Below are 16,320 nucleotides of genomic sequence, written 5' to 3'. Positions count from 1 at the left end.
CGCGTTAGCGGATGGGTGATCCGGCGTTCGGCAGCGTCGCCTCGCCGACCGGCGTCGATTTGCCGAACAAGGCGCGGTCCGCGGGGCCAAACGCGTATTTCCACAGGATGTAGAGATAGGTGGCCGCGATCGCGGGTTCGCCGATCGCCAGCTCGACCCATTCGTAACGCTTGGGTAGCGCGGTGAAGCCTGCGCCCACCACGATCGCCGCTAGTGCGGCCCACACTAGTGGCCAGCGCCACGGCGAGACGCTGGTCCCGAGCAGATGGCCGAGCAGCTTCGACTTGATAATCGAGGTCAGACCCACCGACAGCATCAGCGCGATCGCCGGGCCTGCCGCCTGGTAATTGACCGGATAGCCCAGTGCCCGGATCGTGAAGATCAGCGCAAAGCTCAGACCGACCTGGAACGCGAGCATCGCCGCCGAGATCATTAGGTTGCGGTGTCGGGCGATGTAGACGAGCGCGGATTCGCTGACCGCGCCGGTCGAGGCGAGCACCTCGGCGGTCAGCAGGAACGCGAGCGCGGCGGTGCCGGCGACGAACTGCGGTCCGACCACGCCCATCACCGCTTCGCCGGGGATCGAACCCATCAGCGCGAGTCCGCCTTGCGCGGCCATGATCCAGAAGGCGACCTGGCGGACCTGGTTGGCGATGGCGGCGCGGTCGTTGATCGCGAGGCTGTGGGTGATGACGGGTCCGAGGATCGGGTCGAAGCTGGTCTTCAATTTCTGCGGCAGGCTCGCGACCTGTTGCGCCATGTAATAGATGCCGACGACCTTGGGCTCGAACATCACGCCGAGGATGAAGCGGTCGACGTTGCGGCTGCCCCATTCGAGGATGTCGGCACCGGCGAGCGGCACGTTGGCGCGGGCGAGCGCGTAGAGGGGACGTAGCTGCGGTTTCCAGCCGCGCGGCACGCCGTAGCTGCGCAGGAACGGCACGAGGCTGGCGATCAGTGCCGCGGTCATCGACGCAACGTAGCTGAGAACTAGGCCGTCGCGGATCGTGAAATACGAGAACGCCCAGGCGGCGATCGAGATCGTCCAGGGCTCGACCACCGCGCGGGCGGTGACGGCTGCCTTGACGTTCAGCCGGTAAGCGAGCGCGGCGAGACTGACGTCGGACCAGGCGACCGCGACAATGATCAGCGGCAGGAACCGGTCGAGCCCGGTGATCGCGCTGTTCGGATACATGATCTGCGGGAAGGTGCAGAGCACTGCGCTGGCGACGAGCGAGGCGACGAATGCCACGGCCATGGCGTCCCAGACGACGTTGGCGTGCGGGCGGTCGGCGCTACTGAGCGCCTGCGCGAGGCCGCGTTTGAGGCCGAGCGTCGCGAGGAGTGCGGCGAGTTCGACCACCACGACGGCGATTGCGAAGCGGCCAACGAGGTCAGGGCCGTAGATGCGGCCGGCGATGAACAGGAACGGGATACGCGCGGCGAGGCGGAGGACGAAGCCGGCGATGTTGGTCCGACCACCCTTGGCAAGCGTGTCGATATCCTGCGTGGCCTCGGTCACGCTGCTGCGCCATTCGTGGATCGCGCCGCGGCAAAGCCGCGTCGTCGGTCGGAGCGAACGCTCCGCCGGCCGCGCTGGTGCGAGTCAGCCGGACGTGGCCGGCTGCCGCCCTGCGCGTTCAATGTGCCGCTCCCCAGCTAAGGCCGGTGCCGATCTCGATGCCCAGCGGCACGTCGAGGGTGACCGCGGGGAGTGCCGCATTGGCCATGACCTGCTCGATCACCGGCTTGGCTGCCTCCACGTCACCTTCCGGCAGTTCGAACACAAGTTCGTCGTGGACCTGGAGCAGCATGCGGACATTCGGGAGGCCCGCTTCGAGCAAGGCCGGCCCCATCCGCACCATCGCGCGCTTGATGATGTCCGCGCTCGTCCCCTGGATCGGCGCGTTGATCGCGGCGCGTTCGGCGCCCTGGCGTTCGTGCTGGATCTTCGAGCGGATGCGGGGGAAGTGCGTTTTGCGCCCGAACAGCGTGGTGGTGAAGCCGCTCGCGCGGACGCTCTCGGTGGTCTCGACGATATAGTTCGAGATGCCGGGGAAGCGGTCGAAATAGCGGTCGATCATCGCTTGCGCTTCGTCCGCCGACACGTCCAAACGCCCTGCGAGACCCCAGCGCGAGATGCCGTAGAGGATCGCGAAGTTGATCGTCTTCGCGCGGCCGCGGGTGTCGCGGTTGACCTCGCCGAACAGTTCCTGCGCGGTGAGGCTGTGGATGTCGTCGCCGTTCGCGAACGCCGCCTTCAGCGCGGGGACGTTCGCCATGTGCGCGGCCAGCCGCAGCTCGATCTGCGAGTAATCGGCGGCGAGGATGACGTTGCCGGGCTCGGCCACGAACGCGTCGCGGATCTGGCGACCGATCTCGGTGCGGATCGGGATGTTCTGCAGGTTCGGATCGGTCGACGACAGGCGCCCGGTCTGTGCGCCGGTCAGCGAGTAGGACGTGTGGACCCGGCCCGTCGCCGGGTTGATCTGCGCCTGCAACGCATCGGTGTAGGTCGATTTCAGCTTCGACAGCTGGCGCCAGTCGAGCACTTTCCGGGCGATCACCGCGCCGGGCGAGTCCTTGTCCGCCGCGATCCGTTCGAGCTCGTTGACGTCGGTCGAATAGACGCCGGACTTGCCCTTGCGGCCGCCCTTGATGCCCATCTTCTCGAACAGCACGTCGCCCAATTGCTTGGGGCTGCCGATCGTGAAGGGCGCGCCGGCGAGCGCGTGGATCTCGGTCTCCAGGCTCGCCATCTGGCCGGCGAACTCGGTCGACAACTTCGACAGTTTCGCGGCATCGACCTTGATGCCGTGCATCTCCATCTGCGCGATGACGGGGACGAGCGGGCGGTCGACCATCTCGTAGACGCGGGTCGAGCCTTCGGCGGGCAGGCGGCGCTTGAACCGGCGCCAGAGGCGGAGCGTCACGTCGGCATCCTCGGCGGCGTAGCGCGTGGCGGCCTTCAGGTCGATTTCGTTGAAGGTCCGCTGCGTCTTGCCGGTGCCGACGACGTCCTTGAACGCGATGCAGCTGTGCGACAGGTGCGTGGCGGCGAGCTCGTCCATGCCGTGACCGTGCAGCCCGGCGTCGAGATCGAAGCTCATCACGATCGTGTCGTCGAACGGCGCGATCTGTACACCGCCGGTGGACGCATAGGCGCGGCCGAGGACGATCATGTCGTATTTGAGGTTGTGGCCGATCTTCAGGACGCTCGGATCCTCCAGCAACGGCTTCAGTTTCTCTAGCACGAGCGCGCGATCGAGCTGGACCGGGTTTTCCGCGAGCAAATCGGTGCCGCCATGTGCGATAGGTACGTAGCAGGCGAGGTTCGGATGCAGCGCCATGCTCACCCCGACGAGGTCCGCGCGCGTCGCGTCGATGCCGGTGGTCTCGGTGTCGATGGCGATCCAGCCTTGATGGCGGGCGACGGTGATCCAGCGATCGAGTGCGGCTTCGTCGACGACCGTTTCATAGTCGTCATGCTTGCAGGGCTCGTCCTCGTCGAATTCGGCCGTGCTTGCCGGTTCCGCGACGGGGGCTTCGGCGACCGCGGACAGTTTGGCGATCAGCGACTTGAAGCCGTGGTGTTCGAGGAACGCGCGCAACGGAGCGTCGGGGATGCCCTTGAGTTCGAGATCCTCCAGCGGTTCGGGCAGCGCGACGTCGCATTTGAGCGTGACGAGCACCTTCGACAGCCGCGCCATCTCGGCATGCTCGATCAGGTTGTCGCGCAGCTTGCCCTTCTTCATGCCGTCGGCGGCGGCGAGCACGGATTCGAGATCGCCATGTTCGAGGATCAGCTTCGCCGCGGTCTTGGGGCCGACACCGGGGACACCGGGGACGTTGTCGACGCTGTCGCCCATCAGCGCCAGCACGTCGCCGAGCTGCGCGGGCGTGACGCCGTGGAATTTCTCCGCGACATGCTCCGCGCCGAGCCGGCGGTTGTTCATCGTGTCGTACATGTCGAGTCCGGGCTCGATCAGCTGCATCAGGTCCTTGTCGGACGACACGATCGTGACTTCCCAGCCTTGGGCGAGCGCGGCCTTCGCATAGCAGGCGATGATGTCATCGGCTTCTAGGCCTTCGGTCTCGATGCAGGGGAGGCTGAACGCACGCGTCGCGTCGCGGATCATCGGGAACTGGGGGACGAGGTCCTCGGGCGGGGGCGGACGCTGGGCCTTGTACTTGTCGTAGAGATCGTTGCGGAACGTCTTCGACGACTTGTCGAGAATGACCGCCATGTGGGTGGGGCCGTCTGCCGCGTGAACCTCGTCGGCGAGCTTCCACAGCATCGTCGTGTAGCCGTACACCGCACCGACGGGCTCGCCATGCTTGTTGGTGAGCGGCGGCAGCCGGTGATAGGCGCGGAAGATATAGCCGGAGCCGTCGACGAGATAGAGATGGGGCATCGCGCGCGGTCTAGCGGATGCGGGGGCGCGCACCAATGGGCGATGCGTGGTTGTTGGGTATCAGGTGGGGAGAAAAGCGGTGGGGTGTTTGGGCGGCTTTACCGGTCCCGTGCGGAACACCACCCCGGCGAAGGCCGGGGCCCAATCGGAAAGGTGGTCGTAACGGCGCGCTGCGCTTCGTTATTGCTGTCCCCCAATTGGGCCCCGGCCTTCGCCGGGGTGGAGGAGGAAGGGGTAGCGGAGGTTCGGGGCCTGCGCGTCATCTCATTCCTCCCCCGCTAGGTGGAGGTGGCGCCGAAGGTGACGGAGGGGGAGGGTACGGAACGACGGTTACCCCTTTCCTCCCCCTCCGTCTGGCGAGTGCCAGCCACCTCCCCCTGGGGGGGAGGATCGATAGATCCGCCGTTACTTCTTGATCAGCCCGATCTCGACCAGCCGCTCGTACAGGTAATCGTGCGCGGTGATCGGGTTTGGATAGCGGTTCGCGTTGTCCGGGGTGATCGTGCCCGGCAGCGTCTCGATCAGGAAATCGGGCGCGGGGTGCAGGAAGAACGGCATCGAATAGCGCGAGTGGCCGCGGCGCTCGGGCGGCGGGTTGACGACGCGGTGCGTGGTGGAGGGCAGCACGTTGTTGGTCAGCCGCTGGAGCATGTCGCCGACGTTGACGACCATCGCGCCCTCGGGCGGCTTGATCGACAGCCAGCGGCCGTTGGCGCGGTCGAGTAGTTCGAGCCCGGCTTCCTCGGCGCCGAGCAGCAGCGTGATGAGGTTGATGTCCTCATGCGCGCCGGCGCGTACGCCTTCGGCATCGGCGGGGATGGGCGGGTAGTGGAGCAGACGAAGGATGCTGTTGCCGTCCCTCACCGCGGGATCGAACCAGTCGGGCTTGAGCTGCAGGTGGCGCGCGATCGCCGACAGCAGCTTGTCGCCGGCGCGGTCGAATGCGGCGAACAGTTCGAGGAAGACCGGCTTGAAGCCCTCGGGCCGCGTCGGCCAGACGTTCGGCGCCATCGTGTCCGCATAGCGATGACCCTCGGGCAGCTCGCGACCGACGTGCCAGAATTCCTTGAGGTCGACGACCTTGGCGTCCTTGGCGATCTCGGTCTTGAACGGCGTGTAGCCGCGCGCGCCGCCGCCGCCGGGGATGTGGTAGCCACGCTTTTCGTCCTCGGGGAGGTCGAACAGGAGTTTCGTCTCGGCCCAGGCGCGCTCGATCAGGTCGGCGGGGATGCCGTGATCGGCGACGATCGCAAAGCCGTACCGCTCGAACGATTCGCCGAACGCGGCGGCGAAACCGTCGGGGTCGGAATCCTGCGTGGCGAGGCTGAGCGTCGGGACCTGGGCGGCGGGGGTGTCGAGCATGAGGTGCGTGTCCGGATTGGGGGACGCCCGATATAGGGGATTGGGGGTGCCGTGCCAAATGCTTGGGTTAGGGTTGGTCGGGATTTGGAATCTGTAATGATCCTCCCCCTGGCGGGAGAGGATCGTAGACTTATCCGCTAATGACGATCGTGCCGGTCGCCTTGTCCTTGCCGTCGGGCGCGAGTTCGAGGCGGAAAGGTTTGTTCTCGTCGGTGGTGCCGATCAGATTCGCGCCCTCGGGATGGACCTGGTAGCCGACCTTGCCGAGCCGCTGTGCGAACCAGTCGCGGACGATAGTGGGTGTTGCCGGGCTGGCGAAGGCGACGCGCAACCCGCCGGCCTTGTCGTCGCCGACGATGTTGAGCGTCTTGATCGACGATCCCGGATACAGGCGCACGCCGTTGAGATCGAAATTGCTCGTGTCGATCTTGATCTTCGGCAGCTTCACCGAGCCCTGGAAGCCGGGCACGTCGATCTTCATCTCGCCGGTCTCGCCGTTGATCGCGCCGAGCACGTTCCCGCCATCGGCGTTGATCGAGACCGATGCGCCTTCGTTCGAGCGATCGCAGGCGGACAGGGCAAGCACGCTGGTGAGACCGACAGCGGCGAGCAAATACGGGCGGATCATGGTCATCTCCGAAGTGTGTTGTTCTTGCAATACAGATAGGGGTCGTCGGTGCACTGCGCAATCGTCGCGTAGCTGCGCCGGTTAGCGGGTTCCGCGCGACCGCCCGAGCGGGTACAGGGCCACGCATCATGCAGACCCAGGATCCACAATCCGACGCGCCAGCGATGCGCGGCGCGCCGATCGGCTTCGTCGAGTTCGTCGCGCTCGTCGCCTCGCTGATGTCGCTGACCGCGCTCGGCATCGACTCGATGCTGCCAGCGCTGCCGGCGATCGGCAACTCGCTCGGTGTCGCGACCGAGAACGGGCGGCAGTTCGTCGTGACCGCGTTCGTGATCGGTTTCGGCGTCGCGCAGCTCGTCCACGGCCCGCTTGCGGATCGGTTCGGGCGGCGGACGGTGCTGCTCTGGTCGCTCATGCTCTACATCATCGCCAACGTTGCCTGCGCGACCGCGGGAAGCTTCACTTGGTTGCTGGCCGCGCGCGCGTTTGGCGGCGCGGTGATCGCCGCGGCCCGTGTCGCGACGATCGCGCTGGTGCGGGACTGTTACCACGGGCGGGCGATGGCGCGGGTGATGTCGATCGCGTTCATGGTGTTCATGATCGTGCCGATCCTCGCGCCGACGTTCGGCTGGGCGGTGCTGCAGTTCGGCGACTGGCGCGCGATCTTCTGGACGGTTGCGGTGCTGACGCTGGGGGTGCTGGTCTGGTTCTATCTGCGGATGCCCGAGACGCTGGCGCCCGAGAACGTCCTGCCGATCACGCCGGGACGGATCCTCAGCGACTGGCGGCAGACGCTCGGCGACCGCAATTCGCTCGGCTACACGCTCGCCTCGACCGCGTTGCTCGGATCGCTGTACGGCTATCTCAATTCGATCCAGCAGATCATGGCGGACGTGTTCCACAAGCCGTCGCTGCTCGCGCTGATCTTTGCCACCACGTCGGTGACGATGGCGATCTGTAACCTGCTCAACTCGCGGATCGTGATGCGGCTGGGGACGCGATTGATCAGCCATGGTGCTCTGTCGCTGATGATCCTGGTGTCGCTCGTCCACCTGTTCGCGATCGAGGTCGGCTTCGAGACGCTGGTCAGCTTCGCGGTGTTCCAGGCGCTGACGCTCGGCTGTTTCGGGCTGGCGACGTCGAATTTCTCGGCGATGGCGATGGAGAATATGGGGCGGATCGCCGGTACTGCGTCGAGCGTGCAGGGGTTCCTGAGCGTGACCATCGGTGCGGTGTTCGGCGCACTGATCGGGCAGGCCTTTAACGGCACCACCGTGCCGCTGGTCGGCGGGTTCCTGCTCGCCGGACTCGCCGCACTCCTGTCGATCCTGATAACCGAGCGCGGTCGCCTGTTCCGGCCCGCGTCGACGGCACCGGTCCGCGCTTGAAGGAACCACCGCGCACGTCCACCGTTCGCATCTGGTAGGCCTGCAAAACGCGGGCGTCCTGGAACGAGGGAGTGTGACCATGGGCGGACATCAGGTGCCGAGTGCCGGTTCGGGCGACGACGGTTATGACGAAGAGGGCTATGACGAGAGCCAGCGCGCCGAGATCCTCGAAGCCACGCGCAACGGGCCGAGCGACGGCATCATCCTGACCGACCTCGAACCCGATCTGGGCGAAGACGACACCGACGACGAGTCGATCGACGAGACCAAGATGGATTCCGAAGAGGTCGGCGAGACGGACTCGTCCGTGACGATGGACGAAGCCGACATGGACGAGGACGACGTCCAGAACGAGCTCGACGACGACACGATCGACGACGACGAAGACCTGAAGGACGCCGACGACGTTGCGCTGAAGCCCTGAACTATCCGCGACGCGCCTCTGACAGGCGCGTCGCCCTCAGCCGGCGGCGTTGGCGAGGATCGCGAGATCGTCTGCGTTGAATGCAGCACCGGCGGCGTCGGTCGGTCGCTCCACCGTATTACCCGAAGTCGCGTTCGTTGCGGCCGGTTCCGGTGCGTCGCTCGCGACGTCATAGGCCGTCCACACGATTCCCGCCGACCAGAAGAGCGCCGCCCAGCGGCTGCGGAACAGGCGTGAAAACCCCATCGATGCTGCATCGCACACTGGTTGTCACCAGAGGGTAAACGGACGGCGTTAACACCGGTCGCGGCTGCTTTTTGCCGCTTTTCCGCTGTATTCCTGCCTAGTCCGCCCCGCAGCGGCCATGGTTCGTTCATCCAAATGACAGGAACCGTTGCTGTAACGCAACACAGCGGAACAGTTCCCTGCCAGTTCCCTGAATGTGACGTTTTTTGTGCAACCATGTGCTCGCCGACCGGTTTGGCTTGCCTGGACCGAACCGACGCACCGTGCAGTCGGCGATCCACGCAACAACACGGTATAAGGTCAAACTCATGCGTAAGCTTTCCCTGGCAATCGCCCTCGCCGCCGCAACGGTCGCAGTTCCCGCCTTCGCGCAGGACATGTCGGCACCGGCACCCGTCGACAACAGCGCACAGCCCGGCGAAGCAGCAGCGCCCGACGGCTCGAAGGCATTCGGCATCGAGCCGTATTTCGGCGTGATGGGCGGCTGGGAGCAGTTCGACAACGAGCGCGGCCACGGCATTCCGCAGGCGATCAACGCTGACGGTTCGACCCGTCGCAGCTACAAGCCATCGGGCTCGCTGGTTCAGGGCGTGCTCGGCGTGAACGTGCCGCTCGGCCCGGTCTTCGTCGGCGCAGAAGGCAACGTGATCAAGGGCATCGATGGCAACATCGATTGGGAATACGGCGCAGCAGGCCGCTTCGGCTTCCGCGCTGGCGACAGCGGCCTGATCTACGGCAAGGTCGGCTACCAGTGGGTCAACTTCGACCATTTCTCGGGTCGTTCGAACGTCGTCGCAGACACCGGTCGTGACTACAGCGCGATCACCTACGGCATCGGCGCAGAAGTCGGTCCGCAGAACATCGGCCTGAAGGGCATCACCGGCAACGCAGGCTTCCGCATCCGCGCCGAGGTCAACACCTTCGGCGACGCGCAGAGCTTCCGTCCGATGCTCGGTATCATCACGCACTTCTAAGCCTTTGCCTCGCAAGAGGGAAAAGCTGGACGCGTAACGGGGGCGGGGAGTGGCTAGGGCCATTTCCCGCCCTTCGTGCGTCTGAGGTCGTCGGGCTTTCGGGCCGAGATCGAGCGGTTCGAACGCTTGCGATCGCGGTGTCGCCGATGCCCGGATTGCGCGGAAGTGCACAAAGTTCACACGCTGGCGCGGTTGTGCACATCGCGCGACAGCGTCGTAATCGGTCGTCCGGATGCGGATGGGTGCCATGCTCACGCTGCATCTGATCACGGCTCGGCAATGTAGGACAGCAGCATCGCTCGTGCCCACGCCGCGTTCCCGGGATGTTGGACGCCCCCATGAAGTTGCTCCGGCACGACGCTGATGCGGCAACGCACGCCCGCCATCGCACCCGAGATGTGCATCCGGTCGATGTTCACGATGCGTTCGCCTTATTTCCGACTCCGCCCGTCGCAACCTTCGCCGCCGCGAGGTGACATCGTCGCGCGCGCGCGTACGCGCGAGGGACGATGGAGTATGTGTTTGATTTCATGCGGTTGCTAAGTGGCGATCGCGCTGGCGCCACGCGCCGCGGTGGATCCGGTCGGCGCCCGGCGCCCGGAGTCCTGCTGCAACTCCGCCTGGTATTCTACGGTGTGCTGCTCGGGCTGATGGTGCCGGTGATCCGCCAGATCGACTGGGCGGCTCTGGTGCCGCCGGGGTTGAAGGTCGAATGGCCCAGCGGGTTCGGCATTGCCTGGCCGGCCGGGCATCTGCGTGTGCCCGGCGGCTGGAGCAAGGCCGCGGACGCTGCCGTGGCGGACGCGTCGTCCTCCGCAAACGCTACCGCCGCCGCCGCTTCCACCACCACCGGTGCGCTGGCCACCGCGGCAGGCGTCGCGAGTGCGGCGTCGACCGCCGCTGCCGCCGCCTCCGCTCTGTCGGGCGGCAAGGCGGTATCCGCGCGCTTCACGATATGCGGCCATGCCAAGCGGATCGACTGCATGGTCGACGGCGACACCTTCTGGATGGCGGGCACCAAGATCCGCATCGCTGACATCGACACGCCCGAAACCCATCCGCCCCGTTGCGCGTCCGAAGCCCGCGCCGGCAAGGCCGCTACGCTCAAGATGCAGGCGTTGCTCAACGCCGGCCCCTTCACGCTGGTCCCGATCAAGCGCGACGTCGACCGCTATGGCCGCAAACTGCGCATCGTCGAGCGTGACGGGAAATCGCTCGGCGAGGCGCTGGTACGGACCGGGCTTGCGCGCCGTTACGGTGGCGGCAAGCGCGCGCCTTGGTGTCGAACCGGCTGGTTCTGACGGGACGGCGCAGCGTCCTCCCGGCGATCACCCGCGTTTCGGTTACCGACCTCGCCTTCCGGGAAGGGCGGTTTCGATATCTCCGTCCATCACCGTGCGGACGGCCGATCTAGTCGAAGTGTTTGCGCTCGATCGTGAGCCGCGTGTCCTGGCAGAAGCCGCAATCCTTGCCGACGAAGCGCGCGGCGGCGGTTCGGTCGTTCTTCAAACGCCAGTCCAGCCACGCGGTCACGACTTCCGCCGCGATACCGCCATGCGGCTGCATGTAGGTGCCGCCATGACCCACCGGTATGTTGACCAGCGCCGCGGGGATATGGTCGATCCGCTGGAAATCGTCGGTGCCGTTCGCGACCGCGATGTCGGTCGGGCCGCCGAGGACATAGAGGATCGAGCCGTGCAGCGTCTTCAGCAACGCCTTGTCGGACACGACGCCGCCGATCGGGTTCGCGCCCTCGGGAAAGAAGCCGCTGTTCATGATCACCGCGGTCGTCACGCGCGGGTCCTGCGCCGCCGATAATGCCTGCAAGCCGCCGCAACTCCAGCCGGACGCCGCGATCTCGGTGGTGGCGATCCTGCCCTTGAACGGACTGCCGGCGCGGGCATTCTCCCGCTGCGCCCAGTCGATCGCGTCGGTCAGTGCGCGTGTCGACGTTGCCGAGGTCAGCTTCGTGCCGGGGGCGGGGGTCGGGTCGGGTTTGGTCGCGGCGTCGGACTTCGGCTTGGGGATCGTGCCCGAGGCGATGACGAGATAGCCGTGCGAGGCGATCTCCAGCAGGTGGTTGCGCGAACTCGTACCGTCCGCGCTGCAGCCGCCATTGCCGAAGACGTAGATCCCGAGCTTGGCCCGACCCAGCGCACCAAAATCCGCCGGGCGGTAGACGACATGGTCGGGCAGGTCCGGTCGTTCCTCGAAGATCGCGGGGTACGTGCCCGACCCGCGTTCCAGTGGCGTCGGTTGCGCCGCCGCGGCCCCGGCGGTCTGCGCGATCGCGGAGGAACTCAGCATCATCCCGGCAATCAGAAGGGCGAGAGCGCGCATGCTGGATCTCCGTATTGGTAGAGGTGGGGCGTCAGAACGAGAAGCGGACGCCGACACGGTAGATGCGCCCGACGATGTCGTACAGCGCCGGGTTGGCGCTCTGCGGCGAGGCGGCCGGGTCGTGATCGAAGACGTTGTCGACCTTGAAATACCCGGACACCTGTTTGGTGATATTATACGTTCCACCGACGTCGAGATAGAAGGCGCCGGGCATGAAGTTGCGGTCGATCGTCGGCGCGGTGGTGGTCGATTTGGGGCATGTTCCGGGCGCGCAGACGACGTACTGGTTGCCGTAATTGCCGTCGCTGAACCAGCGTTCCTGCACCGTCAGGCTGAAGCGATCGTTGCTGAACGCCTGTACCGCGAGCAGCTTCCAGCGCGGGGTGGCGCCGAGGTTGACGCCGGCGCCGTCGGTCGGAATCGTCCCCGGCAGGCCGGTATCGGTGACGAACTTCCGGATGTGGGTCGCCAGGCCACGGAGCGTGAACGTCCCGTCCACACCGAGCGGGCGCCGCCACCGATAGCTTGCCTCGATATCGAAGCCGTCGGTCTTGATCGACGCGAGGTTGAACGCCTGCGTGTTGATGAAATTGGGCCCGGCGGTGTTGTTGAGATTATACGCGCTGCACGTTTCGGGCAGGATGTTGCGGAAGCACAGGTCGACGATCTGGGCCGCGCCAAGGCTGGAGATCACGTCGGTGACCTTGATGTTGTAGTAATCGACCGAGGCGCTGAACCCCGGCAGCCAGGACGGATTGGCATAGACCGCGCCGACTTCGGTGTTGCGCGCGATCTCGGGCGTGAGCGCCGGGTTGCCGATCGCGTTCTGGATGGCCACGACGTTGACGTTGCGCGCGGGGTCGAGGAAGTTGGGCAGCGTGGTCGTCACCGGTGCGGCGAACAGCTCGGACAGATTGGGTGCGCGAACGTCGCGCGAGGTGACGCCGCGCAGGCGCAGGCCGTTGAGCGGCGTGTCCCATGTCCCGCCGATCTTCCACGTCCAGACTCGGCCCGACGTGCTGTAGTCGGTGATGCGGGCCGCGCCGTTGATATTGGCCCTGCCCATCATGTCCGACTTGAAGAGTGGGACGTCGAGCTCGAGGAACGCTTCCTTGACGTCATAGGCGCCGGTGCCGTTCTTGTAGTTGCCGGCATACCAGTTGTTGCCCGCGGTTAGCAGGGTCGGGTCGGCGGGGTATTCGCTGGTATAGGGACTGAGCGCGGAAACGCCGGCGCCGTACGCATCGGCGCGGACCTTGTAGAATTCCTTGCGATATTCGCCGCCGAACGCGACCGACAGGGGACCTGCCCAGAGCTCGACGGGCGTGCCGGAGAAGGCGAGGCTCGCAACGTCCTGCGTCAAGTGGAGGCGCTGGATCGGGCCGTTCTCTGGCTGGACATACCGGCGCGCCGACTCGGATGGTGCCGCGCCGCCGATGATATTGAGCGGGATACAGCCATTGGCGCGTGCGACCGGATTGGCGCAGACGATCGCGCCGTTGAGCGTGATCGCCTGGATCGCCTGGTTGAAATGCGGCGTGAGGACGATGTCGTCGACGTCGATCGCGGTGTCGGTAATGCCGCGCTCGTAATAGGCGTCATAGGTCCAGGGCGACCCACCGAGTTCGAACTTGCCCTTCAGGCCGCCGACGACACGGTATTGGCGGCGATCGGTATGGACGATGGTGTTCGGCAGGATCGCGACGCTGGCGCCGAACTGGAAGTCCGTGATCCCCGCGGTCGCACATGCCGCCTGGATCGACGCCGGGACGAACGGGTTCGCGCACTGGAGCCTCAGGCCGGGTCGGTTGGCCCCGTTGGTCGGCTGGTTATGGGTCTTCACCTGGCCGACATTGACGCTGACATAGACTTCGTTGTCGGTCGCGAAGTCATAGCCGATCCGCCCATAGCTATCGATGCGCTGGATCGCCGACTGCAAGGTGCGGCCGGTATCGATGTTCCCCGACAGGTCGCCGCCGACGCAGAAGCCGGGCAGGCAGCCTCGGACCGCGCCGGAATTGTCGCGTGCGGGCACGCCGTTCGAGCCATATTGGAACTGGAAGGGGCGGCCGCTCTGGTCGAACGCGGTGCCCTGCAGCGGACCGGCGGTAATGAGGCCGTATTTCGTAAAGTTATACGGCTGGGCGAAATCGCGCAGGACGTATTGCGGCGATCCGTCGTCGACTACGTTGCGGTTGATCATCGTCGTCTGCGTGAACCAGTCGCGACCACCGGCGAGGTCGGTGCCGAAATCGCCAGGGCCAACGCCTGCTTCCTTGGCATATTCGCCGCTGACGACGAGGTGGAGTCGATCGTTCAGGTAGCTCCGTCCCGCGGCAAGCTGGATAAGCCCCTGGCCGTTGTCGCCGTAGTTCGTGATGCCGCCCTGGATGTTGCCTTTGAAGCCCTGGAAATGGGTGTCCGTGATGAAGTTGACGACGCCGCCGACCGCGTCGGATCCATAGGATGCGGACGCGCCGCCGTTGACGATGTCGACTCGCTTGATCAGCAGTTGCGGGAGCAGGCTGACGTCGGTGACGCCCGTATAATAGGCACCGACAACGCGCTGGCCGTCGACCAGGGTGAGCGTACGGATAGTGCCCAGGCCCCGGAGCGAGAACGAGCTCAGGCCCTGCTGGCCGCTCGACGTGCTGAAGGTGTTGGTCGTCGAACCGCTCGACCCCTGCAACGACGGCAGCTGCGCGATCGTCGTGAAGACGTTGGGCTGCGCGTTGTTCTGGATATCGGCTTCGCTGATGACCGTGGTCGGCGTCGGGGCGGTAAAGCCGCTCGACTGGATCCGGGAGCCGGTGACGATGATGTCGGCGGTTCTGACGGCCTCGGGTTCGGCGGGCTTGGGCGTCTCGGCGAGCGGCTCTGGGGCGGCGACGGTGTCGGTGGTTTGCGCTGGGGCGGCCTGTGCGAAAGACGGTGCTGCGTATAGCGAGAGGATAAGAGCGGCGATGCTACTCGATCCGGCGATGAGGGTGCGCCGTTGCCGTGTAGTCGGACTGGAAACGGTAGAAACCGATCGTGCCGCTGTTGTTAAACGCGATGTCTCTTGCGCCCAAACGCTGGCGCGGACGTGAGCCGACAGAGTCGTGATTCTGGAAACCATTGCATCCTACCCCCTTTAACGGCGCGCCGATTTACCGGCGTTCCCACAACGTCATCCCGCAACTCGATGTTGCTGTTTGATAACGTTACCACGCAACAATGCGTCGACATCATGGAGGAGTCAATACTCATACTATCGGCGGCGTGGAGTGAAGGCCGTCGACGTCCGCAGAAACGGCGGACGTCGTTAAGGCGTGGCGTCGTCCTGCGGCGGCGACGTCGACTGTCGCTTGATGATTTCGTGGTCCAGCACCCGGTCGGCGCGCTTGGCGGGTGTTCTCGGCGGCGTGGCGATCTCCGCGACCAGCAGGCCGAGCGCTTCCGCGGCGAGTCGGCGGACCGGCTGGTGCACCGTGGTCAGCGGCGGCCAGAGCATCACCGCTGCGGTGGTATCGTCGAATCCGACGACCGTCAGTTCGCGCGGTACATCGAGCTGTCGCCGATGCGCCACCGACACGACGGCGGCGGCCATGTCGTCGTTGCTCGCGAAGATCGCAGTGGGGGGCGGATCGGCCTGGAGCAACTGGTCGCCGGCGGCGAGTCCCGAGGCAAAGCTGAAATCGCCTTGCGCGATCGTTGCGCGAACGCCCGGATGTTCGCGCACCGCGGCGTAGAAGCCGTCGAGCCGCTTCAGACTGGCGACCTGATCGGGGTTGCCGACGACGAATCCGAGCCGGCGATGACCCATCGCAATCAGTTCGCGCGTCATCTCATATGCCGCGAGGCGATCGTCGATACGGACGCAAATCACGTTGTCGACATCGTGCGCGCCGACCGCCGCCACCGGCACGCGCGCCTTGCGCAACACGTCGAGGACCGCCGCGGATTCGCTCAACGGCGGCGCGCAGATCATGCCGGAGATGCCCGTAGCGACCAGGTTCTCCAGCGCGGCGGGGCTGGGCGGACGGCCGTCCTCGCCCTTCAGCAGGATCAGCCGTGCGCCGCGGATCGAGGCCTCCTCGAACACGCCAGTGAGGAAGTCGCTCATGAACGCGGCGCTAGGGTTGGCGTAGATCACGCCGATCTTGAGTTCGGTGGACGTGACCAGGCTGCGCGCGGCGAGGTTCGGCGTGTAGCCCAATGCGTCGATCGCATCCTGGACGCTCGCGCGGGTGGTCGGATCGACGCTGGCGCGGCCGTTGATGACGCGCGACACGGTCATCGGCGATACCCCGGCCTGCGCGGCGACATCGATGATCGTCGGGCTGCGCGAGCGCCGAGCGCGTTCCTTCACACCGATCCCTTCAACCCCGCCCGACGACCGTCACGTCGAGCCCCTCAATACGAACCATACACGTCGAAGCGACCTAGACCTTTGGCCCCGCGATGCAAGTTGGTCGGATCTCGACCAGAGTATGCCGACATGCCGAACGTCCATGTTGACGTTATCATTAGTCTGCGTAATCTATCTGGAGATGCGCTGCGA

13 protein-coding genes are annotated in these 16,320 nt (G+C 65.8%); 4 read left to right on the top strand and 9 right to left on the bottom strand.

Translation table 11 applies throughout. The annotated features are described in order from the left end of the window. Positions 1–4 precede the first annotated feature (4 nt). The 4 genes from E5673_RS19320 to E5673_RS19305 all read right to left on the bottom strand — a co-directional run bounded on the left by E5673_RS19320 (position 5) and on the right by E5673_RS19305 (position 6,405). On the bottom strand, positions 5–1,522 hold the full coding sequence (locus E5673_RS19320) for an oligosaccharide flippase family protein (protein WP_136191240.1): 1,518 nt from the start codon (positions 1,520–1,522) through the stop codon (positions 5–7). 118 nt (positions 1,523–1,640) lie between these two features. Beyond that, complete coding sequence (polA, locus tag E5673_RS19315) at positions 1,641–4,415, bottom strand: DNA polymerase I (RefSeq protein ID WP_136191239.1); 2,775 nt, start codon at positions 4,413–4,415, stop codon at positions 1,641–1,643. 405 nt (positions 4,416–4,820) lie between these two features. Beyond that, positions 4,821–5,777 (bottom strand): 2-oxoglutarate and iron-dependent oxygenase domain-containing protein, encoded by a 957-nt coding sequence (locus E5673_RS19310; RefSeq protein WP_136191238.1) that lies wholly within the window; start codon positions 5,775–5,777, stop codon positions 4,821–4,823. Positions 5,778–5,907: 130 nt separating this feature from the next. Beyond that, positions 5,908–6,405, bottom strand: a complete 498-nt coding sequence (locus E5673_RS19305; RefSeq protein WP_136191237.1) for a hypothetical protein — start codon at positions 6,403–6,405, stop codon at positions 5,908–5,910. A 128-nt stretch (positions 6,406–6,533) separates the two neighbouring features. Between E5673_RS19305 and E5673_RS19300 the strand changes: the two genes are divergently transcribed. Next, a complete protein-coding gene (locus E5673_RS19300) occupies positions 6,534–7,793 on the top strand; it encodes a multidrug effflux MFS transporter (RefSeq protein ID WP_136191236.1) in 1,260 nt (419 codons plus the stop codon). Positions 7,794–7,872: 79 nt separating this feature from the next. Next, complete coding sequence (locus E5673_RS19295; RefSeq protein ID WP_136191235.1) at positions 7,873–8,217, top strand: DNA primase; 345 nt, start codon at positions 7,873–7,875, stop codon at positions 8,215–8,217. 36 nt (positions 8,218–8,253) lie between these two features. Here E5673_RS19295 and E5673_RS19290 read toward each other — a convergent pair whose 3' ends face one another. Next, entirely contained in the window at positions 8,254–8,463 is a 210-nt protein-coding gene (locus E5673_RS19290) for a hypothetical protein (protein ID WP_136191234.1), read from the bottom strand. A gap of 308 nt (positions 8,464–8,771) precedes the next feature. Between E5673_RS19290 and E5673_RS19285 the strand changes: the two genes are divergently transcribed. Continuing rightward, positions 8,772–9,437 (top strand): hypothetical protein, encoded by a 666-nt coding sequence (locus E5673_RS19285; protein WP_056065788.1) that lies wholly within the window; start codon positions 8,772–8,774, stop codon positions 9,435–9,437. Positions 9,438–9,703: 266 nt separating this feature from the next. Here the strand turns inward: E5673_RS19285 and E5673_RS19820 are convergent, their stop codons facing one another. Then, positions 9,704–9,856 carry a hypothetical protein gene (locus E5673_RS19820; RefSeq protein ID WP_168711678.1) on the bottom strand — a complete coding sequence of 51 codons (153 nt, stop codon included), beginning with the start codon at positions 9,854–9,856 and terminating at the stop codon, positions 9,704–9,706. Positions 9,857–9,955: 99 nt separating this feature from the next. Between E5673_RS19820 and E5673_RS19280 the strand changes: the two genes are divergently transcribed. Then, positions 9,956–10,738, top strand: a complete 783-nt coding sequence (locus E5673_RS19280; RefSeq protein WP_247599485.1) for a thermonuclease family protein — start codon at positions 9,956–9,958, stop codon at positions 10,736–10,738. Positions 10,739–10,847: 109 nt separating this feature from the next. Here E5673_RS19280 and E5673_RS19275 read toward each other — a convergent pair whose 3' ends face one another. The 3 genes from E5673_RS19275 to E5673_RS19265 form a co-directional block, all read right to left on the bottom strand. Then, entirely contained in the window at positions 10,848–11,777 is a 930-nt protein-coding gene (locus E5673_RS19275) for a hypothetical protein (protein WP_247599484.1), read from the bottom strand. A 31-nt stretch (positions 11,778–11,808) separates the two neighbouring features. Continuing rightward, complete coding sequence (locus E5673_RS19270; protein ID WP_210731780.1) at positions 11,809–14,895, bottom strand: TonB-dependent receptor; 3,087 nt, start codon at positions 14,893–14,895, stop codon at positions 11,809–11,811. Between the two features lie 186 nt (positions 14,896–15,081). Further along, entirely contained in the window at positions 15,082–16,128 is a 1,047-nt protein-coding gene (locus tag E5673_RS19265) for a LacI family DNA-binding transcriptional regulator (protein WP_136191233.1), read from the bottom strand. Positions 16,129–16,320: the final 192 nt, after the last annotated feature.

The sequence above is a fragment of the Sphingomonas sp. PAMC26645 genome (assembly GCF_004795835.1).
Taxonomy (GTDB): domain Bacteria; phylum Pseudomonadota; class Alphaproteobacteria; order Sphingomonadales; family Sphingomonadaceae; genus Sphingomonas.
The sequence above is the reverse complement of the archived record's forward strand: the minus strand, read 5'-3'. Positions and strand labels throughout refer to the sequence as shown.